This window comes from Peribacillus tepidiphilus (genome assembly GCF_009466385.1).
GTDB lineage: Bacteria > Bacillota > Bacilli > Bacillales > DSM-1321 > Bacillus_BN > Bacillus_BN tepidiphilus.
The window spans coordinates 1-21,481 of record NZ_WIAQ01000001.1 but is presented as its reverse complement, the minus strand read 5'-3'; the positions used below and the strand labels follow the sequence as shown (position 1 = coordinate 21,481).

Sequence of the window (21,481 nt, the reverse complement as noted above, 5' to 3'; positions counted from 1 at the left end):
GTTGTTCGGACCATTTTTAATGGGATAAGAGGTCATAATGAACCCTCATTATTATTACAGCCATCAGGTGCAATGACCGAACATAAAACTTTGATTAATTGGAGTTGTATAAAATCCTGAATAAACGATTAAAACACAAAAAAGCGAATCCATTGTGTACTAAGGGATTTGCTTTTTTTTCATAAAATAACATGAACATTCTATGACCATCATGAACAGCAGGTGTGAGAATGTATAATACAAAATGATTAAGATTAAGGCAAAAGAAAAAAAGATGAATGGACGTTTTTTAAAATGATTATGGATCATTTTCTAAAAGGAGTGGCGAGTGATGAATAATCCATTACTTAGTACAAAAACAGAAAAAGCTATTAAAAAGTTTGTAAATAATATTTCTGTTCATTCAGGGACATTGCCCATGGTTTAACTGCTGCTTTAAAAAAGGCACAAAGTGGTGGACACTATTATAGGAAGACTTTTAAAGGAGGACCAAGTGATGAAATCTTCCGCAACGGATGAAGTTCAAGGTCTTTATCAAAAACTATTAGATGCATGGAATAACCGCAATGCCCGTGCAATGGCTGAGCTGTTCATAGAGGATGGCGAGAGTATTGGTTTTGATGGCAGCCAGTCAATTGGGCAGGATGAGATATTCTCTCACCTTAAACCCATCTTTGAACACCACCCCACAGCAAAATATGTAAGCAAAGTGAAAGGTGTTCACTTTCTAACTTCTGAGATTGCCATTTTACGAGCAATAGCAGGTATGATACCTCCGGGACAATTAGACATCAATCCTAAAGTCAATACACACCAAACTCTCGTTGCTGTTAAATCCGAAGGAAATTGGCGTATTAAACTTTTCCAGAATACACCAGCACAATTCCATGGAAGACCTGAGTTAGTCGAACAAATGACAGAAGAATTAAGAGAGTTACTATAGTAATCAACATCATAGCTCATGTTCATTCCCAAAACGCAACGTTCTTAAATTAAGCTTTAATAATTTTCAACAATCGGGGGTATTCCTGTATTAGGGGTTGTGCTTGCTTCTGGAGAAAATATTGTCAGCAATCCCATTGAATGCAAAGAAAGTGTTAGTAGACAAAGTAAATTTTACGCACATTCAGACTGATTGAAAACGCTTGTCAGTCGAAGAACGAACCCGTGTGAGGAGCGAAGTTACCATAGATGGTAATGAGTACCGGAGGAGGGTTCGCGCAAAATTACGATGATGCGAATAGGTTAAACGAGTTGAAAAACTATAAAAAAGACGGAACTGTATTGGATCAGTACAAATACAGCTACGATCCGAACGGTAACTGGACAAGCATTGTCACAAACAGTGGAACAGTTTCGTATGAATACGATTCACTGAAACAGCTAACAAAAGAGACCTTACATGGGATATAGTTTGGAACTTCTACAAAATGGTTTTGGATGGTCTAAGGCATTAAAATACGCTGGTGTATCCTCGAAGGTTGCATTAGCTATAAATTGGGTAAAAGTTGAGGCACAAAAATATCTCTATAATACCTTATCAAGAGGAGAACCGCTTAGTCTTTGGGATATGGTGACCTCGATGAGAAATGCAAGATTAGGAAATCTTGGTACGTTCTTGGATGTTTTAAGTAAAATTTAAAATTTTTTATATGGGCCAAGCATACCTGGCCCATATTTTATTACAAGTTTACCTATAAGATTTTTATCAAAACAAACATTATGTCATTTGATATCTTTTTAAAATTTATAAAACGCTATCAAATGACATAGAAAATTTATTGGAGGTAATGTATGAAAAAGTTACTGATATACATTTCTTTGGGAGGAATTATACTTCTAACAGTATTGATTTTTAATACTTACTCAATTAAGTTTCCGGTTAATTGGGCACAAAAATTAGTTAATATAAAAGTTGAAACTGAATATATTCCTATACAGTATGAAAATAACTATGCGACTATACGTAATTGCGGAAGAAACTGCGCTTTCATTAAAGTATTTTATGAAGGTTCAAAAGAACGTATAGTTATTACTGCAACAAATTACGTAAGTTGGGGTGATGACCCGAAGTGGGATAAAGATACTATATTACCTGGTACAAGTTATTATTATCAGAATAGAGACGGAAAACAACTATTGTTTTGGAGACAAGAAGAATTAGAATTAGAACTAGAATATTCAGGAAAAAAGATACCTAAAGAGGAGTTAATTAAAATAGCAGATTCTGTTAAAGTAAAAAGAAAAAAGTTATAGTAATGTATGTAGTTTTATTCACAAGTTATCTGTTGGGGATTTTTGGATGACATAAGAAAATTTTCGATGATTGGTTCTTATCATTTTATCTAGATGATCGATTTAAAAAGACCTAAAAAAGATTTATTATTTCTTTATGTAAGAAGAGAAACTCAACATATAGTTTGAGTCATTCTCTTTTTTTATATTTATCTGTTCCGAATCAAAGTTAAATGGATTTTCAATAATACCGATTATTAAATTCTTATTAAGTTGTTTTTTATCCAAGGGTAAAAAGAAAATGATTTATGCCCTTGATTTTCAATTCTAATCCTCCAATCAAATGAAATGACTATACGCTTTTTCAAAATCCCTCCAAGAATCGAAGCCTTCAAAAAAGTAGTAAGGAAGAAATATGGCATAATTAGTATTTTATTAGTCTGATGAAAAATACCATAGCTTATCTATCATTCTCTTATACTTACTATTTTATACAATTACAACGATAAAAAAATTACATCAATTTTTCGAAAATTATTGAAATATAACGGAAAAAGGTCTATATTGAAAAATAAATCTAGAGGAGGAGATAGCATGACGAAAGATTTAAGAATTCGAAGCAAAGTTATTTCAGAAGGTGAAACAAGAGTACCGAACCGTGCGATGCTTCGTGCTGTCGGATTCACCGATGAAGATTTTAAAAAGCCAATGATCGGGGTTGCAAGCACTTGGAGTGAAGTAACACCTTGTAATATACATATTGATGAACTAGCGAGAAGAGCAAAGCAAGGAGCTCGGGATGCTGGTGGAGCACCGCTTATTTTCAATACAATTACGGTTTCTGACGGTATTTCCATGGGTACAGAAGGGATGCGCTATTCGCTTCCAAGCCGGGACCTTATTGCTGACTCGATTGAAACAGTGGTTGGCGGAGAAAATCTAGACGGCTTTGTTGCGATCGGTGGCTGTGATAAAAATATGCCAGGCTGTATGATGGCCATTGCAAGAATGAACCTGCCTGCTGTTTTTGTGTATGGCGGAACAATCAAGCCGGGTAAATTGAACAATCAAGATATCGACATTGTTTCTGCCTTTGAAGGTGTCGGTAAATATAACAAAGGGGACATTAATCGAGGCGAACTTCATCAAATTGAGTGCCACGCATGTCCGGGGTCTGGTTCTTGTGGAGGCATGTATACAGCGAACACAATGGCCAGTGCAATTGAAGCATTAGGCATGAGTTTGCCAGGCAGCTCATCGAACCCGGCTGAAACCGAGGAAAAATTACAAGATTGCTATAAGTCCGGTGCAGCTGTTTACAACCTGCTAGAAAAAGGAATCTATCCGAGAGACATTTTAACGAAAAAAGCGTTCGAAAATGCGATTACCGTTGTAATGGCTTTGGGAGGGTCAACAAACGCCATCCTTCACCTTATGGCGATTGCACACGCTGCTGAAGTAGACCTTTCATTGGATGATTTCGACCGCATCCAGAAAAAAGTCCCTCATATTGCAGACTTGAAGCCGAGCGGAAAATATGTCATGCAGGATTTACATGAAGCCGGCGGAGTTCCGGCCGTTATGAAGCTGCTTCTTAAAGAGGGCTTACTACATGGAGACTGCTTGACAGTTACAGGTAAAACATTAGCTGAAAACCTGGCTGAAATGCCAGATTTAGTAGAAGGACAAAAGGTTATTTATCCTGTAAGCCAACCTCTTAAAGAGCAAGGTCCTCTCGTCATTCTGAAAGGAAATCTCGCACCGGAGGGCGCTGTTGCAAAGGTTTCTGGCTTGAAGGTGAAATCGATGACAGGACCAGCTAAGGTATTTGACGATGAACCAAGTGCGACAGAAGCCATCTTAAACGGACACATCCAAGCAGGAGATGTGCTTGTGATTCGTTACGAAGGACCAAAGGGCGGACCGGGAATGCCAGAAATGCTTTCCATTTCAGCGATGCTTGTTGGAAAAGGGCTTGGTGAGTCTGTTGCACTATTGACGGATGGTAGATTCTCTGGAGGAACACATGGTCTTGTAATTGGACATATCGCACCGGAAGCGCAGGTTGGAGGACCAATCGCGTTGATTCAAAATGGAGACCTCATTACCGTTGACAGTGAAAAGCAAGAGCTAACTGTTCACGTTTCAGATGAAGAGCTTGAAAACAGACGTAAAAATTGGACAGCACCACCGTTAGTAGCAAAAGGCACTTTAGCGAAGTATGCTAGATTAGTCAGCAGCGCTTCTAAAGGGGCGGTAACCGATTTGTTTGAGTACGAAACGGAAAAAGAAACTGTGAAAGTAAAATAATGCAAAAGACGGCAGCTTCCCATTTAAAGGATAGCTGCTGTTTTTTTATAAATTAGCAAATACCTCGAAATATACATCTGGTACAAACACCTGCACCTTGCCTAAAAAGTGTATAAAGTAACTTTTGGCGGGATTAACATGGAAAGTCGCGGGATTATGACATCAACTTGCGGGATTCTTGTGAAGCTCGGCTGCACAATTCTAAATTTCTATGGAACACTACAAAAGATCATGGATCAATAAGTATCATGAGTGCCTCTTCATTGATTCTAAAAGTATATATATAGTATGCTAACGTTAGAAAAAATGAATGGGAGTGTTGAATAGATGTCAATGGCATATGAAGAGTATATGAGACAAATGGTTAAACCGATGAGACAGGAGCTTGTGAATGCAGGGTTCAAGGAATTAACGACGGCTGAAGAAGTCGAGAATTTTATGGAGAATGTTGAGGGGACGACATTGGTTGTGGTGAATTCCGTTTGTGGATGCGCAGCTGGCTTAGCGAGACCTGCTGTAACACAAGCGCTGGTTCGTGCAGACAAAGCCCCAGATCATTTAGTAACAGTTTTTGCCGGCCAAGATAAAGAAGCAACAGCAAAAATGCGAGAGTATTTTGGTGACATTCCGCCGTCCTCTCCTTCCATGGCAATTTTAAAAGGAAAAGAAGTCGTGCACTTCATTCATAGACACGATATCGAAGATCATTCGATGGAAGAAATCATGAATAACCTGCTGCAAGCATTTCAACAGGTATGATTGTCACAACAGCGGGCCGAACAGATGAGGCTTGGATTGAAAAAGCGAAGGCTGTAGCCAATCATCTACAGGTTCCTTACATTCCGAGAAAGAAGCAATCGATTCAAAAGATGATTGCAAAGCACGCGGAAGAAATTCTGGTGATTGGAAAAGAACGATTTGAACTGTATGATGCCTCCGGTGAAAAGCCTTTCTTTTTCCATCCGAATTTAGCTACTGTAAGAATGAAACGAATACAAAACGGCGAGAAGGATCCTTTTATTGAAACGTGCAATCTTCATCCAGGTATGTCATTTTTGGATTGTACGCTTGGATTAGCCTCCGACAGTATTGTAGCGAGTTATGTTACGGGAGAACAAGGGAAGGTGCATGGAATCGAAGTCCATCCGTTTCTTGCGTATCTAGTCGGCATTGGATTAAAGTCTTGGAATTGTGAAGAAGAAATAAAAAGAGCAATGGATCGGATTCAAATTTTCAATGAGCATCATCTGGAATTTTTAAAAAAACAGACGGATGATCGCTATGATGTGGTGTACTTCGATCCAATGTTTGAACAGACAATCGAAGAATCACAGGGCATTCAATCGCTCACAAAATTTGCGTTTCACAATTCGATCACGCAAGAAGTGGTAGATGAAGCTCTTCGTGTTGCCAAGCATCGGGTTGTTTTGAAGGATCATTTCAGAAGTAATCGTTTTTCTCAATTCGGATTTCATCAAATCATTCGCAAAACATCGAAATTTCATTACGGGTATATCGAAAAAAGACCGACACAAGCATCATTTTGATGCTTGTGCTCCGGTCTTTCCTGTTTCTTGAACCGAAAGGATTAATCCGCAATACATAAATAAACAAAGAATCCCATCATCAATAAACTACAAAAAGTAATAACCATTGCCCACATCAAAAGCAACCCCTTCAAAAAGTTAATGTTATTTTTCCCAACTGGTAAATAAATATGATGAGTTTTTTTGAAATTTTCGTTAAAATGTAGATATATATTTTTTGCCTATAAAAAACGAAACCTTTCACTTAGTAGTTTCGTAGAATAAGATCGTAGAGAAATTTGAGGGGTATTGAAATGAAATATTCAAAATGGATGAAAAAAAGTCTCATTATTTTAATTTCCATATTGACATTCGGGTTGATTACGCCATCAGAGCTGCATTGGCTAGAGGATGCTTCAGCCAACAAATCTCCAAAGAAGGATTCGTTTGAGGAGGCCAAAAGCAGCGACATTCAGAAGCATTATACATATGTTCATGATCGAAATAAAGAGACCTTCATGAACGAAATCATGGAAAAAGCCGAGCTGAATGCGTATGTAAAATTTGGCGATAAAATTAAGCCGCGAATTGAAAACGAGTTTAAAGAATTAATTCTTCCTAAGATTGAAGAAGCCATCGCAATGGTTGCAGCTACACATGATGAGGATGATTTAGCACAATTAGCCATTTCCGAAAAGCCAACGGGCGGAACAGGTGAAAAAATATTCCATATTTATCATGAAAAGACTGGACAGGACATCATCCGTTTTCACGTAAGAAGAGAAAAACCTCCACAACAAGGATATTGGTTTAACTTTCATTACCACCTCGCAGATGACAATTTCATCAAGCATTACGATCTTGGAAGCCTATACTGGGATAAAAACACGCCTCCGAATTGGACAGGCGGATCGATCTATTCATAAATAAAGTGTCAGGCTCGTGCCTAGCATTTTTTAGGTAATATTGCAAGTGCAATCAGACTGAAAGGGGGCTGTCCAATAAGTCGAATTTTCGGCTTTTGGATGCCCCTTTTTATGTTCAAGAATATGGATATTTCAGCATTCTAGATTTTCAATTTTTAATGAAGGTGCCCTTTTCGGACAGCACTTTTTTTACTTCTTATTCAAAGGAAAAATGACGAATTTTAGGATCATGTAGAAAAAAGCAAAAAACCCAATGGGAACGAAGCAATAGATTCTAAAGTCCAATGTAGCAGCATGTAAAAGGATGCCAAGGAAAACGGTGAATAGCAGCAGATCCAAAATGATGAACAGCTCCATGCTGACAATTCTCATGATTTCATTTGTGAGCTCGGGGTTTTCTTCAATACACTTATGACACCGGAATCTTCTCATTCTCTCACCTATTTTTTAAATGGGTATTTCATTATATGGAAGCCAAAAATAAAACGCTACTTACATTCCCCAAGAAAAATAAGATGCCCCCCGCATTTACAATCAGAAGCTCCAAAACGAGGTACACAAACCTTTCCTTTTTTCTTAAATTTGGAAGCTAGGCCGCACTCTCCGATGCTAGTTTCATATGATATAATTTTAGTAATTTGGCAATACGGTCTTAAATAATCAAGGTGCCACCTTTTCTTCTTGTCGATCTGCACATGCCTGGCAAGCCTTTTTTCCATGTTCTTTTTGGCGCTCCCTACATACACATACACACCAGGAGCAAAAGAGAATGTCCCAAGCTTTCCGATTTCTATTGTGTTCCATTCCTTTAACTCTAGAAATACAGCATACAGTGTGTGACCTTTTTGTACATCATAGACAATATCTTTCATTTGGACACCCCTATTGGAAAGGATTATGCATCATGAGAATAAAAAAAGGGATCCTATCCATATCAATCGTTACTGCTATTCTATCATTTTACACCATCTCATTAGCTTCTGAAGAGGGGGTACCTTTTCATGCTCTTCCGATTGAACATGAGCTGAGGAAAAATGAATGTTTAGTAGAAAATAAATATTTACAAGAAATTCTACTTTTTCCAGAAGAACCGTTTCAGGCTGATGAGGCCGGAAAGATTGCAGAAAGCCTGGATCGTGTGCCAGACAGTATCCTTCGGCAGGCAGCGAATCGAAAGATAAAAATTAAACTTTTCAACGGTTCATTAACCGACCAAAAACATGCTGAACACTTAAAGGGGATCACCCCACGAGGATATTCAGATTCAAATAAAACATGGGATTCTGTTCCTGGTATGGGAGGCAGCCGTATTGTATACGTGAAGATCGGTCACAGTGAAAAAGGGAAAGGCCATGGATCGATTAACTTAGAATTACATGAATTTGCCCATACGCTTGATAAAATGGTTTATAATAACATACGGTACCAGGAAAAATTTTTACGGATTTGGAAAAAGGAAGCAGACCTTCTCTTTCCAAATCAAGCTTATTTTTTAAACCATCCAGAAGAGTACTTTGCAGAGGCATTTGCTACGTACTATTTTAGTGAAGAAACAAGAAAAATAGTGAAATGGAAAGCACCTCGAACGTATCAATTTATTAAAAAGCTGAAATAGAGCTAAGAAATGACTTCTAATCGAAGAAATAAAAGGGGATTCTAATCAACATGAGTAAAAATGAATATTCATATTTAAACTTATGTAAATATGTCTTAGAAAATGGGGCAGTGAAAGACGATCGAACAGGAACAGGCACAAAAAGTATATTTGGGTATCAAATGCGTTTTGACTTATCAGAAGGGTTTCCGCTGCTAACAACAAAGAGAGTTCCTTTCAGACTCGTTGCTTCTGAACTTCTATGGTTTATAAAAGGGGATACCAATATAAAATATCTTCTTGAACATAACAATAATATTTGGAATGAATGGGCGTTTAAAAAATGGGTGGAGAGTACAGATTATGACGGTCCGGATATGACGAATTTTGGATTGCGTTCACTAGAAGATGAGGAGTTTAATAAGGTCTATCAAAAACAGATGGAACGATTTAAAGAACGAATTTTAACGGATGAAGAATTTGCCAAGACTTATGGTGAATTAGGAAATGTATACGGAAAACAGTGGAGAGAATGGAAAACTTCAACTGGAGAGACCATTGACCAATTGAAAGATGTGATTGAAACAATCAAAGTAAATCCATCCTCTAGAAGGTTGATCGTTTCTGCGTGGAATCCTGAAGATGTCCCTTCTATGGCACTACCGCCATGCCATACGATGTTTCAATTTTATGTTTCAGAAGGTAAATTATCTTGCCAATTATATCAGCGAAGTGGCGACATTTTCTTAGGCATTCCTTTTAACATAGCAAGCTATTCTTTATTAACACATTTAATTGCTAAAGAATGCGGCTTGCAGGTAGGAGAATTCATCCACACGTTAGGTGATGCACATATTTACTTAAACCACATAGAACAAGTGGAAACTCAATTAACAAGGGAGCCTAGAGAGCTTCCGAAGCTAATCATCCGAGATGATTTGAAATCCGTCTTTGAATGTGAGCTGGATGATTTGACGCTTGAGAATTATCATCCACATCCAGCAATAAAAGCGCCAGTTGCTGTATAGGATTTTAATTTAGAGGGTGTCCCAAAAATATAGGAGGGGAACACCCTCTTGTAGTATGTTGGAATTCTTTATCCGGAAATGGTTCATTTTTAACAGGATAATTGGTAAGATTATAAATATTTTACATATGAAGTTTCTTGGATTTCAGGAACTACTTGAAAAATCGATACCAGTTAAGTCTTACGAATAGAGAGGTAAGCAGGATGATTTCAATTATTGTTGCTATGGATGAAAACCACTTGATTGGGAAGGGTCACGAGCTACCATGGTACCTGCCGGCTGATTTGCAATATTTTAAAAAGACGACAATGGGGCATCCGGTGATCATGGGGCGTAAAACTTTCGAGTCGATTGGCCGTCCGCTTCCAGGCAGAGAAAATGTCATTCTAACGAGAGATCCAGATTATCAACAAGAAAATTGCACCATTCTCCACTCCATGGAGGAATTAAAGGCTTATACAGAAAGTAAGCCGAATGAGTACTTTGTCATTGGCGGAGCGGAACTCATAAAACAAGTCCTTCCGTTTGCGAGCAAATTATATATCACCAAAATTTATCACCAATTTGAAGGGGATATATACTTTCCGCCTTTTGATGAAAAGGAATGGACATTGGTTTCCAAAACTCCTGGTCCAGTTGATGAAAAAAACAAATATGCTCATGATTATTATATTTACGAGCGGAAATCCTAAAAAACCTGTGCCGAGTACCTAAGTCGGCACAGGTTTTTTGTCTTTTTTTTGCAGCATGATCAGACTACTGAATACATAAAATTTTGATTTAAGCGAAAATCTTGATCATTTAAGCGAAACCTCGGCTGATTTAAGCGAAAAGTCCTGTGATATAAGCGAAACGTCAGGGGATTTAAGCGAAAACACCTTTGATTTAAGCGAAACCAAAAATTCGGCTGAAGTACGAAATGGGAGGTCGTATGATTCGTAATACGTACCTAAGACCATCCTTCTCCTTCCTCTATCCATAATACCTTTAGCATTTCTTACAAAAAATTCTCTTTATGGTAGGAAAATTTTGTGTTAGACTCCAATTGTTACCATATTTGTTTGGTTTACTAGGGGGGATCTTTATGAAGCTCAAATGGGGGAAGAAAATAGAAGAGAAGGAATCTTTTTGCGAGTTTAGCGAATACACTCTTTTCCAATCATCAGAATTAAGCAGTGATTTGAATCATCAATTAAAAATGATGGATATTTCTGTTCAAGATCTGGAAAATGCAAAAAAAATCCAAGCCGTATTGCGTGAGCATGCCGACGAAATAACAGAAAAATTTTACGAGTCCGTGTTGGAAGTGCCTTATTTACAAGAGAAGATATTCCAACATAGTACGGTAGACAGACTGAAAGGAACATTAAAAAGGCATCTGATGGAAATGTTCTCTGGTGAAATAAATGCTGCTTTTATTGAACAAAGAAAACGAATCGCGAATGCTCACGTCCGAATTGGACTTGAACCAAAATGGTATATTGCTTCGTTCCAAAAACTTTCTTTTGAAATCATTCAGGTTATTAAACCGTATATTTCGGGTGTAGATGAGTGCATCGAATACATAAAACTTATTTCTAAAATTTTGAATTTTGAAAAACAAGTTGTCGTAGAGGCGTATGAAGAAGAAAATGACAGGCTCAGGAAAGAATCATCAGATAGAAAAAAACTCATCCTTCAAAATCTTATTCAGACTACTAAGGAATTATCGGCTGTTTCTGATGAAACAAGCACCTGTGCACAAGAGGTCGGTCTTCAAGCTGAGCAGCTGACAGACTTGTCTCTGTATGCATTTAACTTATGTGAACAAGCGCTAGAAAAATCAGAATCAGGAAAGGACAGACTTACGGATCATAGTCGTTTAATGGTCCTGCTTGAAGAAAAAGCAGGTGCTATTCAGTATGAAATGGATCAATTACGGGGCATTTCTCAGCAAATCGGGGACATTGTAAACTTAGTTACTTCTATTGCTGAACAGACGAATTTACTTGCACTTAATGCTGCAATTGAAGCGGCAAGAGCCGGGGAGCATGGCCGAGGATTTGCCATCGTAGCGGAAGAAGTAAGGAAGCTTGCTGAACAAACAAAAAAATCTGTATCTGGAGTGTCAGCACTAACCAACCATACGGAAGATCAAATGGCCAAAATCAGCGAATCCATGTCCCAAATCTTTGAACTGACGCATAATGGAAAAACGGAAATTGATGTGCTGATGAGCTTATTTAACTCCATTCATGCGTTTATGACTGAAAACAAAGGGCACAACGAAAGATTGAAAAAAGAACTTGATCAATTTGTTCAAATGGTTCATTCTATTTCCAACTCCATTTCTGAAGTAGCATGTTCAGCAGATAGTATGATGAAGGTTTCATCCAAATTATAGTCCGTTTTTTATACTACTAGAGGGAGTAGTCGATTATAATGATGGGTGTAAATCAATCAGGGGGAATCATCATGCTACGAACAGCAGGCTTTTTTATGTATTTTTTTGCTTATTTACTTTATAGTATTCCAACTTTAAGAAGTGTGAGAAAAGACACACTACAACAGCTACCCGTTGAAGAAAGAGACGAGATCATTCACATCCTGCCCAAAAAATGGGCCAGTACCCTTGTAAAAATAGCAGGAGGAAAAGTGAAAGTAATCGGGGAGCACAATCTTCCTAAAGGTCCTGTATTGATTGTTGCAAACCATGAAGGAAACTTTGACACCCCAGTTCTCATCGGGTACATAAAAAAACCGTTCGGCTTTATTTCCAAAGTTGAGGTAAAAAAGATCCCAATCGTTTCAAAATGGATGGAAGTAATGAACTGTGTATTCATGGATCGCAAAGACAGAAGACAATCGATTCAAGCTATTCGAATGGGGATCGAGAAATTGAAAAACGGCCACTCTCTTGTCATTTTTCCAGAAGGAACGAGAAGTAAAGGTGGACCGGTTGGCCCATTTAAAGCGGGAAGTCTTCGGCTAGCCACTGACTCCAAGGTACCCATTGTACCGATTGCCATTTATGGAACAGCTAGTTTAATGGAAAAAAACGGCGGATGGATCAAGCCTGGTCAAGTGACACTTTCCATCTTACCTGCCGTTACTCCTGATCAATATGAAGGGAAAGACAGCAAAGCTCTTGCTAACGAAATTCAAGAACGCATTGCGGATGAAATCGAAAAACTCCGTGCATGAAAAAGAGTTTTCCCATAAGTGTAATAAGTAAAAGGGAGTTATCAAATTTTAATGAATAGAAGAAGGAGAGAACAATTCTCCTTCTTTTTTTATTTAAGCATTTTTTCCGTTTATAGTTTCCTCACTTCTATGGGCGGCATACAAATAGGTATATGACTAAATTTAGAGGAGGTCCTTATGATTATTCATGTTGTTCAAAGAGGAGAGACGCTTTGGCAAATCGCCAGTCGTTATGGGGTGAGTCTGGCACAAATCGTTGATGCAAACCAATTACCTGATTCTAATCGTTTACTTATTGGCCAATCCATTGTAATTCCTACTGCTGCTCGTCAACACACCGTTCGAGCTGGGGAAACACTATGGAGAATTGCACAAAGATATGGGGTTTCGGTAGAGACTATTATTCAGGCTAACCAAATAGCTGATCCAAACAGAATTCATCCAGGAATGGTATTATATATTCCAGCTCGTAGACATACTGTTGAACCTGGAGAGACCTTATGGCAAATTGCGCAGCGCTATGGAACGACTGTTGAAGAAATAATGAAAACGAATCAAATTCAGGATCCTAATCTTATTTATCCGGGAACGGTGTTAACGATTCCTTTTAGTAAACCAGTTATTGACGTAAATGGTTATACGATTAATGCGGGAGAACAAGGCGGAAGAGATGTTCGTGAGGTAGGGGACTATTTAACTTACGTTTGCCCTTTTGCGTACATTATGAAAGAAGACGGTGGGCTAGAACCAATCAACGATACCGCAATCATTCAAGCAGCTCAAGCTGAACGAGTTGTCCCAATGATGTGCATCACAAATTTCACTTTCAAAGATCCAGGGTCCAAATTGGCACATACCATTCTTTCCAGTGTAGATGTACAAAATCGATTATTAACCAACATTATAAACACAATGAGAAATAAAGGCTATCGAGGCCTGAATGTTGATTTTGAAAATGTATTTCCAGCTGATCGCGAGCTGTATAATCAATTTCTTCAGCGTGCAGTAGACCGTTTGCATCCAGAAGGATATTTTGTTTCAAGTGCGCTTGCTCCCAAAACAAGTTCTGAACAAAAGGGGCTTTTATATGAAGCACACGACTACGCTGCACATGGAAGAATTGTCGATTTTGTCATCTTGATGACATACGAATGGGGATATCGGCTAGGACCTCCGCGGGCAATCTCTCCACTTAATGAAATCAGACGGGTTCTGGATTATGCGGTTACCGTTATTCCAAGAAACAAAATCTTTATGGGCTTTCAAGTGTATGCGCGTGATTGGCTCCTTCCACATGTTCAAGGCCGAGAAGCTGAAACATTTGATATGCAGGAAGCAATCCGACGAGCAGTCCGATATGGAGCAGTCATTCAATATGACCAAACTTCGCAAACACCATTCTATCGGTATGTAGATGGTCAAGGACGCACGCATGAAGTCTGGTTTGAAGATGCCCGCAGCGCTCAAGCAAAATTTGATACAGTGAAGGATTACGGATTACGTGGAATAAGCTATTGGGTACTCGGTTATCCATTCCCGCAAAATTGGGTGTTACTTGAAGACAATTTTAGGATACGGAAATTACTTTGAAATTTGTTTTAGAAAAAATAAAACGATTAGCAGACCTATTCGCTGAGGATCGGTCTGTTTTTTTTATTAAGAGATATGGAAAAATATGTAAAAAATTAGATATTGACAATCATGAGGAGAAATAAAATTGAAAAAAATCATAACATTATCGATTTTATCATTTCTACTGTTGGTTCTTTCAATTACTCCAATGTTCAAGATGATTCGTGAATATTGGATGGAAACGAAAATCACATCACGGTATGAAATCCACCATGCTTATCAAAGGGATGGTTTTGAAAACATTATAGATGTTCAAGAATTAGACCTATAAAAGATATAGGAGTTCAAAAGTAGATGATCTCAACAATAAGTAAAAGAGCTCTATATTTGAGCTCTTTTTAAGTATTTCTTGCTATTCAGGTTGATAAAAAAGCTAGTTAGTTCGAATAAATTAGTCACTAGGAGTAGAAAATGTATCATCATTTTGATTAGCTGCTCGTTTAGAGGCAAAATATCGGTCGTCGTGATCAATATATCGGTCGTTAGGCAAGATTTATCGGTAGACAGGATCAATATATCGGTCGTCAGGATCAATATATCGGTCGTTAGGATCAATATATCGGTCTTCAGGATCGATATATCGGTCGTTAGGATCAAAATATCGGTCGTTAGGATCAAAATATCGGTCGTTAGGATCAATATATCGGTCGTCAGGATCAATATATCGGTCTTCAGGCAAGATATATCGGTCGTCAGGATCAAAATATCGGTCGTTTGGATCGATATATCGGTCGTTAGGCAAGATATATCGGTCATCAGACAAAAATATCAACCACCAGGAGGAATATATCAACCGTCAAGAGCAATATATCAGTCGTTAGTGCGCTCATGAAGTTGGATTAAGGATTATATCTGAACTAGCGCTATAGCTCCAAATGGTTCGGAACGAAGAATGCTAGCGTTTGCTGCATTCAGTGAGATCTATATTTTACCTCGTATCAAACTGCTAATTACATATTTCCACTCTCATATTCCTTAAGTTTTTCCATCAAATGACGAAATTCTTCAGGTGTACAAAACTCCTCCTGCCGAAAGTTATTCCTAATCCAAGTAATCAGATCTGCTGGTGTATTAAAAAACACTCCGCTTGAATCACTTTTTCGAATCATGTACCGTCCGTTATCATCATCAATGGTTACTTCGACTGGAAGTGCACAGTCCAAAGAGCATAGTGAAAATTCCATTTAAAGATCCTCCTTAAACAAATCTTATTTATAATTACTATTAATCATATCGCAAACTTTATTCTGAAAAAATGTCAATAAACTAAATTTTTTGAAAAATGAGTTGATTTATCTATATTTCATGATATAATTTACGGATTATTAGGTGAAAAAAGAGGGGGACATTATGGGGCAAACTACAAATGTAAAAAAATGGGTACAGCTAGAGGATATTTTAATTGCCTACCAGCAACTAAAAGATGTCGTCGCTCATACACCGCTGCAAAAAAATGAGCGATTATCGGAAAAATATGAGTGCAATGTATTTGTAAAACGAGAAGACCTGCAGCATGTCAGATCTTTCAAGCTTAGAGGAGCTTATTATAAAATGAAAAGCTTGTCAGAAGAAGAGCTGAAAAATGGCGTAGTGTGCGCTAGCGCAGGAAATCATGCTCAAGGGGTAGCATATGCATGCAAACAGCTTGGGATTAACGGAAAAATTTTTATGCCTGCGACAACACCTCGGCAAAAGGTAAACCAAGTACAAATGTTCGGAAAAGATGCGGTTGAAATTTATTTGGTCGGAGATACGTTTGATGATTCATATGAAAAAGCCGTGCAATGTGCCAAAGCCGAAAATCGTCAGTTCATCCATCCTTTTGATGATGAAAAAGTAATGGCGGGTCAAGGTACAGTGGCAGTTGAAATTTTGAATGATATCGAGGATTCGGCAGACTACCTATTTGCAGGGATTGGTGGAGGAGGCTTGATGGCTGGATTATCCACGTACTTCAAAAGCATCTCCCCGCATACGAAATGTATCGGGGTTGAGCCGTCAGGTGCACCTTCTATGAAGGTATCAAAAGAGCAAGGAAAAGTGGTGGCACTAGAAGAAATTGATAAATTCGTAGACGGTGCTGCCGTAAAATGTGTAGGTACCAAAACCTTTGAGATTTGCAGGGAAAATGTTGATGACTTTGTCGTTGTTCCTGAAGGGAAGGTATGCTCCACGATTTTAGAATTGTATAATGAACACGCCATTGTTGCTGAGCCAGCAGGGGCTCTTTCTATTGCAGCACTCGATTTTTATAAGGAAGAAATCAAAGGGAAAAACGTCGTTTGTGTGATCAGTGGAGGCAATAATGACATCGGTAGAATGCAGGAAATAAAAGAGCGCTCCTTGTTATATGAAGGGCTGTTGTATTATTTTATCGTCAATTTCCCGCAAAGAGCTGGCGCATTACGGGAATTTCTCGATGAGGTGCTTGGACCGTCAGATGATATTACAAGATTTGAATATACGAAAAAAAATAATAAGGACTCCGGACCAGCACTTGTGGGAATTGAGTTGAAAAAGAAGGAAGACTATGAAGGCTTACTGAGCAGAATGATTAAAAAGGGCTTCCACTTTGTAGAAGTTAACAAAGACAGCAATTTATTTAATTTATTGATTTAAGTGGAATCATCTTGGAATTTACGGTACAATGAATTTGGACTATGAACTTGTTCTTCGAAACGGTTCTATGTATAATTGTGACATTAATATGAACAATAATGGCATTAGGCCATTTGCGAACAAAAAAGTACTATAATGATAGTCGGAATTCATTTTTTTTAAAATTGAAGGGGATGTTCAAATGCTTTCAAACATCGGTGTACCAGGGTTAATCTTGATTCTTGTTCTTGCATTGATTATCTTTGGTCCTAAAAAGCTTCCTGAGATCGGACGTGCTTTTGGTCAAACGCTTCGAGAATTCAAAAAGTCCACTCGTGAACTAACGAGTGACGTAATGGAAGAATTTGAAGAAGAAAAGAAAAAAATTTCGAAACCATAATGAATGATGTAAAGGGTGTGAGATGAAACCATCTTGCACCTTTTTAATGGGTTTTTTGAAGCTTTTGGGTGAATATCCAATGCTTCCATACTGTGCTCACTGCATACATAGAAGAAAGGCATGATCAAGATGGAAGATAAAGAACTGAATATAACCGATCATCTCGAAGAGTTAAGAAGAAGATTGATTGTAACGGCTGTTGCCTTCATTGCCTTCTTTATCATGGGATTTATTTTTGTAGAGGACATCTACAATTGGCTGGTAAGAGATTTAGAAGTAAAATTGATGGTCTTAGGTCCAAGCGACATCATTTGGGTCTACTTCATGCTAGCTACCGTAATTGCAATAGCTGCAACCATTCCGATCTTAGCCCTGCAAATTTGGCTATTTGTGAAACCTGCACTCAAACCGATTGAAAGAAAAATGACATTAACGTATATCCCGGCATTATTCCTCTTATTCATTGTTGGATTAAGCTTTGGTTATTTCGTCATTTTTCCGACAGTCTTGAATTTCTTAGTGGAATTAAGCGGAGACATGTTTGTCACAAACTTTACAGCAGACAAATATTTCCGTTTCATCATGCACATGACGCTGCCATTTGCCATCCTTTTTGAAATGCCAGTCGTCGTTATGTTCCTAACCTCACTGGGCATTATCAATCCATATGTCCTGCAGCACTTAAGAAAATACGCGTATTTTGTGCTGGTTGTTGTAGCGGTTGTCGTTTCGCCACCGGATTTCATGTCAGACTTTTTGGTAACCATTCCGTTATTATTGTTATATGAAATCAGTATCTCGCTTTCGAAAATCGTATACAAGCGGAGACAGAAGAAGCTAGCTGAAGAGCCAGAGCTGTTTGAATTTGAGGATGAGGAATGAAGTTAAAAAAGAAGGCTGGTTTTGTAAAGTTAGTTGCTTTTTAAGTGTAATGTAACAACACGATCTGAGTTGATTGTAGCGGAGGGTATTTGTCTCCTCGAAAATGCATTCGCATTTCCCCCGTGCGGTGTTTATTCGAGGAAGCTTATTCAATGTCCTGCGGGAAAAAGAGGGAAGTGGGAGACCCTAAAAGCAGTAACGCCGAGGAGTGACATCCCTCCCCGCGGAAAGCAAGTGCCTCTCCCTGCAATCAACGGGCAAACTTTATAGTCTAAAAACAACAATCTATGCGAAAAGAGCCAAATAGAAAGATGACCAAAAAATGCCATACTTGCATTTTTTAGGTCATCCTTTTTATATTTTAAGGATTGCCACTTCCGTTGATTGTTTTCAATCTATTATTAGGCTAGGATCCAATTGAATATGAGGGTTTTCTTTTAGCAGTAAATGAATAAACTCTTTTTTATTTTTCGGAGATAAGGCGACCATCTCAAACTGACCAAAATAAATTTCTATTCGATCCATCGATAAAGCAGGGGCAGTAAATGGATTTTTTGTTTGTCTTATTTTCCTAATTTCCTTGATGTTGATTGTTTTTCTATAAGGTCCACTTTTAATCCTAATCTTTGAATCTTGTATTTTATACCCAGTTCCAAACCAAAGCCATGATAAAAATAAACCGCAACCAACCATCAAGATCGACTTGATTGGTTCTTTGTCTAAAATCGTAGGAAGCATAAAGACTCCAATAGGATCAATATGTAAAATCGGCGGTATGATACAAACCAAAATGATGGTCCAAATGATGACTGTCAACCATAGATCTTTTTTTGACGGGAAATACATTTGCAGTCCTCCTTTCATTTCCATTTATACGGTTAAAATGAATCATATGTTTCATCATTGTCTAAGTCTTTTATAACAGAAAAAAAGGAGGAGAGCCCGTCAAATTATGAAGTGAACGGCTCTCTATTTTATTAGATTAGTACTATAGGGGGAAGGGGTATCGAAAAAAGTTTTCGCTTAAATCAAATGAAGTTTCGCTTAAATGACTGGACTTTTCGCTTAAATCACAGGGAATTTCGCTTAGATCACATTTTTTTTCGCTTAAATCAAAATCAAAACTCTATGTTTCTATACGAAAAGACAGGAAGCGCATCCGTCTTACTTTCTTTTTTTCTATTCTATTACTCTTTTAACACTCGCTTAGCACCAACATAACGATCCTTCCAGTATTTTGAGGTGAAAGATTGAACAGATACACCATTTTTAACGGTAACCGCAATAAATTGGTTTTTGCCTAGATAAATTCCTACAAAGGACACGTCTTTTCCGTTCGTATTAAAGAATACGAGGTCTCCTTCTTTAAGATCCTTTGGTTTCACAGATTTGCCGAGTTTGTATTGTGCTTTGGATGAGTGTGGCAATTGGATTTTTGCAGCAGATGTTTTGAAAATAAATTGAGTAAATCCAGATGCATCAAAGGCTTTTGAAGTATTTCCACCCCATTTATAAGGAGTACCCTTATACTGTTTTGCCACCTCTGTAACCTCCTGCCCCCATGAAACAGATGCATCAGCCTTTTGCATAAAAGGCGAAAACATAAAGGAAATCACCATGGCTAAAAGAAGAAAACCAATCAACACGACTTTTGGTAAACGAACTGATCCTGACATATAAAAACCTCCATCAAATAAAATTTTCCGTACATTTGCTTAGTCGAGTAGAGGATTCAATCCGTTTCAATTTTTTATAGAGTTTTCACCGACAAATAAAGACGGCGAAAAAGGATTTATTTCGACTTTTGTGGAATTACCATCTTAAAGTTTGTTTTATTTCATGATTCTATATCATAGAAATCAAGTAATCGATATAAAAGAGGGAGAGAACTATATGACCAATGTGAATCAAAATGTACGGGTAGCGGTTGTCCAAGCTGCTTCCGTTATTATGGATCGAGAGGCGAGTACAGAAAAAGCAATTTCGTTGACCTTACAGGCAGCAGAAAAAGGGGCTAACATTGTTGTGTTTCCGGAAGCTTTTATTCCAGCTTATCCAAGAGGACTTACCTTTGGAACAAGCATTGGCAGCCGTTCTCCGGAGGGTCGACAAGATTGGCTTCGGTATTGGGAAAATTCGGTGCCTGTACCAAGTGAAACGACTGATCGTCTAGGAGAAGCAGCTAAGAAGGCCGGGGTCTATCTTGTGATTGGGGTTATTGAGAGGGACACTGAGTTCAGCGGGGGCACGGTTTACTGCAGCGTGTTATTTTTTGGACCAGATGGCTCATTACTTGGAAAGCACCGAAAATTAAAGCCTACAGCTTCGGAACGGCTTATTTGGGGAGAAGGAGATGGAAGCACCTTGCCAGTGTTTGAAACACCATTTGGAAAAATTGGGGCATTAATTTGCTGGGAAAATTACATGCCATTGGCCAGAACCGCAATGTATGCCAAAGGCGTTCAACTTTATATAGCCCCCACAGCAGATTCTCGAGAACTCTGGCAATCTACCATTCGTCATATTGCAGCAGAAGGAAGGTGCTTCGTCTTATCATGTAATCAATATGTGAAGAAGGATATGTATCCTACTGATTTGGCTTGCTATGACGAACTGGCTTCTTCTCCTCATGAAATGTGTCCAGGAGGAAGCGCCATTGTAGGGCCATTAGGGGACTATGTAAAAGAACCTGTCTATGGTAAGGAAGACATCCTGATCGCCGATCTCGATCTGCGCCACATTGCGTACAGCCAATTCGATTTTGATGTCGTCGGCCATTACGCAAGGCCTGATGTCTTTCAACTGATTGTAAACGAAGAGAAGCGTGAGAATGTGAAATGGACAAAAACGGAGGATGGCCAATCATCTTAGTGAGTAAGATATCGGCCGTCAATTCGATATATCGGTCGTCAGGAGTAAGATATCGGCCGTCAATTCGATATATCGGTCGTCAGGAGTAAGATATCGGCCGTCAATTCGATATATCGGTCGTCAGCGGCAAAATATCGGTCGTCAGCGGCAAAATATAGTCAAGTCCTTAATATTGTGTAAAATACAAATTACAAGGTTTCAACCTATTTTTGTTTGTTGATTGATTTTATTTGATTGGTAGGGGGTACCCCCTACCAATCAAATAAAATTTCGCGCTTCGCGCATGCCTTCTATTT

At 38.3% G+C, this 21,481-nt stretch carries 24 protein-coding genes; 19 read left to right on the top strand and 5 right to left on the bottom strand.

The features are described 5' to 3' along the window. Positions 1-496 precede the first annotated feature (496 nt). From GD441_RS00120 to GD441_RS00085, 8 genes are all read left to right on the top strand, one after another. Positions 497-943 (top strand): SgcJ/EcaC family oxidoreductase, encoded by a 447-nt coding sequence (locus GD441_RS00120; protein ID WP_153122440.1) that lies wholly within the window; start codon positions 497-499, stop codon positions 941-943. Positions 944-1,191: 248 nt separating this feature from the next. Further along, positions 1,192-1,413, top strand: a complete 222-nt coding sequence (locus GD441_RS00115) for an RHS repeat domain-containing protein (RefSeq protein WP_153122438.1) — start codon at positions 1,192-1,194, stop codon at positions 1,411-1,413. Next, the gene (locus tag GD441_RS00110; RefSeq protein WP_153122436.1) at positions 1,403-1,642 is read left to right on the top strand and encodes a hypothetical protein; all 240 of its coding nucleotides are present in this window, start codon (positions 1,403-1,405) and stop codon (positions 1,640-1,642) included. Before GD441_RS00115 ends, GD441_RS00110 begins: the two co-directional genes overlap by 11 nt. 152 nt (positions 1,643-1,794) lie before the next feature. Further along, positions 1,795-2,256: a DUF4367 domain-containing protein gene (locus GD441_RS00105; protein ID WP_153122434.1), complete on the top strand. Its 462-nt coding sequence runs from the start codon at positions 1,795-1,797 to the stop codon at positions 2,254-2,256. Between the two features lie 573 nt (positions 2,257-2,829). Continuing rightward, positions 2,830-4,545 (top strand): dihydroxy-acid dehydratase, encoded by a 1,716-nt coding sequence (gene ilvD, locus GD441_RS00100; RefSeq protein WP_153122431.1) that lies wholly within the window; start codon positions 2,830-2,832, stop codon positions 4,543-4,545. Between the two features lie 327 nt (positions 4,546-4,872). Next, entirely contained in the window at positions 4,873-5,304 is a 432-nt protein-coding gene (locus GD441_RS00095) for a BrxA/BrxB family bacilliredoxin (RefSeq protein ID WP_153122430.1), read from the top strand. Further along, positions 5,301-6,092 carry a class I SAM-dependent methyltransferase gene (locus GD441_RS00090; RefSeq protein WP_153122428.1) on the top strand — a complete coding sequence of 264 codons (792 nt, stop codon included), beginning with the start codon at positions 5,301-5,303 and terminating at the stop codon, positions 6,090-6,092. The genes GD441_RS00095 and GD441_RS00090 overlap by 4 nt, the downstream gene beginning before the upstream one ends. Positions 6,093-6,385: 293 nt before the next feature. Beyond that, complete coding sequence (locus tag GD441_RS00085; protein WP_153122426.1) at positions 6,386-6,997, top strand: YpjP family protein; 612 nt, start codon at positions 6,386-6,388, stop codon at positions 6,995-6,997. A 488-nt stretch (positions 6,998-7,485) separates the two neighbouring features. Here the strand turns inward: GD441_RS00085 and GD441_RS00080 are convergent, their stop codons facing one another. After that, positions 7,486-7,869 carry a GIY-YIG nuclease family protein gene (locus tag GD441_RS00080; protein WP_225434097.1) on the bottom strand — a complete coding sequence of 128 codons (384 nt, stop codon included), beginning with the start codon at positions 7,867-7,869 and terminating at the stop codon, positions 7,486-7,488. A 32-nt stretch (positions 7,870-7,901) separates the two neighbouring features. On the opposite strand from GD441_RS00080, the gene GD441_RS00075 reads away from it, so the two are divergent. From GD441_RS00075 to GD441_RS00045, 7 genes are all read left to right on the top strand, one after another. Beyond that, positions 7,902-8,612, top strand: a complete 711-nt coding sequence (locus tag GD441_RS00075; RefSeq protein ID WP_153122424.1) for an anthrax toxin lethal factor-related metalloendopeptidase — start codon at positions 7,902-7,904, stop codon at positions 8,610-8,612. 50 nt (positions 8,613-8,662) lie between these two features. Then, entirely contained in the window at positions 8,663-9,619 is a 957-nt protein-coding gene (locus GD441_RS00070) for a thymidylate synthase (protein ID WP_153122422.1), read from the top strand. 203 nt (positions 9,620-9,822) lie between these two features. After that, positions 9,823-10,311: a dihydrofolate reductase gene (locus GD441_RS00065; protein ID WP_153122420.1), complete on the top strand. Its 489-nt coding sequence runs from the start codon at positions 9,823-9,825 to the stop codon at positions 10,309-10,311. A gap of 392 nt (positions 10,312-10,703) precedes the next feature. After that, complete coding sequence (locus tag GD441_RS17560; protein ID WP_191992055.1) at positions 10,704-12,002, top strand: protoglobin domain-containing protein; 1,299 nt, start codon at positions 10,704-10,706, stop codon at positions 12,000-12,002. A 71-nt stretch (positions 12,003-12,073) separates the two neighbouring features. Continuing rightward, a complete protein-coding gene (locus tag GD441_RS00055) occupies positions 12,074-12,802 on the top strand; it encodes a lysophospholipid acyltransferase family protein (protein ID WP_153122415.1) in 729 nt (242 codons plus the stop codon). 177 nt (positions 12,803-12,979) lie between these two features. Then, on the top strand, positions 12,980-14,392 hold the full coding sequence (locus GD441_RS00050; protein ID WP_153122413.1) for a LysM peptidoglycan-binding domain-containing protein: 1,413 nt from the start codon (positions 12,980-12,982) through the stop codon (positions 14,390-14,392). Positions 14,393-14,519: 127 nt separating this feature from the next. Beyond that, entirely contained in the window at positions 14,520-14,705 is a 186-nt protein-coding gene (locus tag GD441_RS00045; RefSeq protein WP_153122410.1) for a hypothetical protein, read from the top strand. 222 nt (positions 14,706-14,927) lie between these two features. On the opposite strand, the gene GD441_RS00040 is transcribed toward GD441_RS00045, so the two are convergent. Then, a complete protein-coding gene (locus GD441_RS00040) occupies positions 14,928-15,197 on the bottom strand; it encodes a hypothetical protein (protein WP_153122408.1) in 270 nt (89 codons plus the stop codon). A gap of 187 nt (positions 15,198-15,384) precedes the next feature. After that, a complete protein-coding gene (locus tag GD441_RS00035) occupies positions 15,385-15,618 on the bottom strand; it encodes a hypothetical protein (protein WP_153122406.1) in 234 nt (77 codons plus the stop codon). 166 nt (positions 15,619-15,784) lie between these two features. Between GD441_RS00035 and ilvA the strand changes: the two genes are divergently transcribed. From ilvA to tatC, 3 genes are all read left to right on the top strand, one after another. Further along, positions 15,785-17,053, top strand: coding sequence for a threonine ammonia-lyase IlvA (gene ilvA / locus GD441_RS00030; protein WP_153122403.1), 1,269 nt, complete (start codon positions 15,785-15,787; stop codon positions 17,051-17,053). A 181-nt stretch (positions 17,054-17,234) separates the two neighbouring features. Then, complete coding sequence (locus tag GD441_RS00025) at positions 17,235-17,432, top strand: twin-arginine translocase TatA/TatE family subunit (RefSeq protein ID WP_153122401.1); 198 nt, start codon at positions 17,235-17,237, stop codon at positions 17,430-17,432. Between the two features lie 129 nt (positions 17,433-17,561). Continuing rightward, complete coding sequence (gene tatC, locus GD441_RS00020; protein WP_153122876.1) at positions 17,562-18,314, top strand: twin-arginine translocase subunit TatC; 753 nt, start codon at positions 17,562-17,564, stop codon at positions 18,312-18,314. Positions 18,315-18,704: 390 nt separating this feature from the next. On the opposite strand, the gene GD441_RS00015 is transcribed toward tatC, so the two are convergent. Together GD441_RS00015 and GD441_RS00010 are read right to left on the bottom strand one after the other, a co-directional pair. Continuing rightward, positions 18,705-19,160 carry a PH domain-containing protein gene (locus tag GD441_RS00015; protein WP_153122400.1) on the bottom strand — a complete coding sequence of 152 codons (456 nt, stop codon included), beginning with the start codon at positions 19,158-19,160 and terminating at the stop codon, positions 18,705-18,707. 341 nt (positions 19,161-19,501) lie between these two features. Next, entirely contained in the window at positions 19,502-19,990 is a 489-nt protein-coding gene (locus tag GD441_RS00010; RefSeq protein ID WP_153122398.1) for a C40 family peptidase, read from the bottom strand. Positions 19,991-20,207: 217 nt separating this feature from the next. Here GD441_RS00010 and GD441_RS00005 point away from each other — a divergent pair, with 217 nt between their 5' ends. After that, positions 20,208-21,185, top strand: a complete 978-nt coding sequence (locus GD441_RS00005; protein ID WP_153122396.1) for a carbon-nitrogen hydrolase family protein — start codon at positions 20,208-20,210, stop codon at positions 21,183-21,185. The last annotated feature ends 296 nt before the right edge of the window (positions 21,186-21,481 follow it).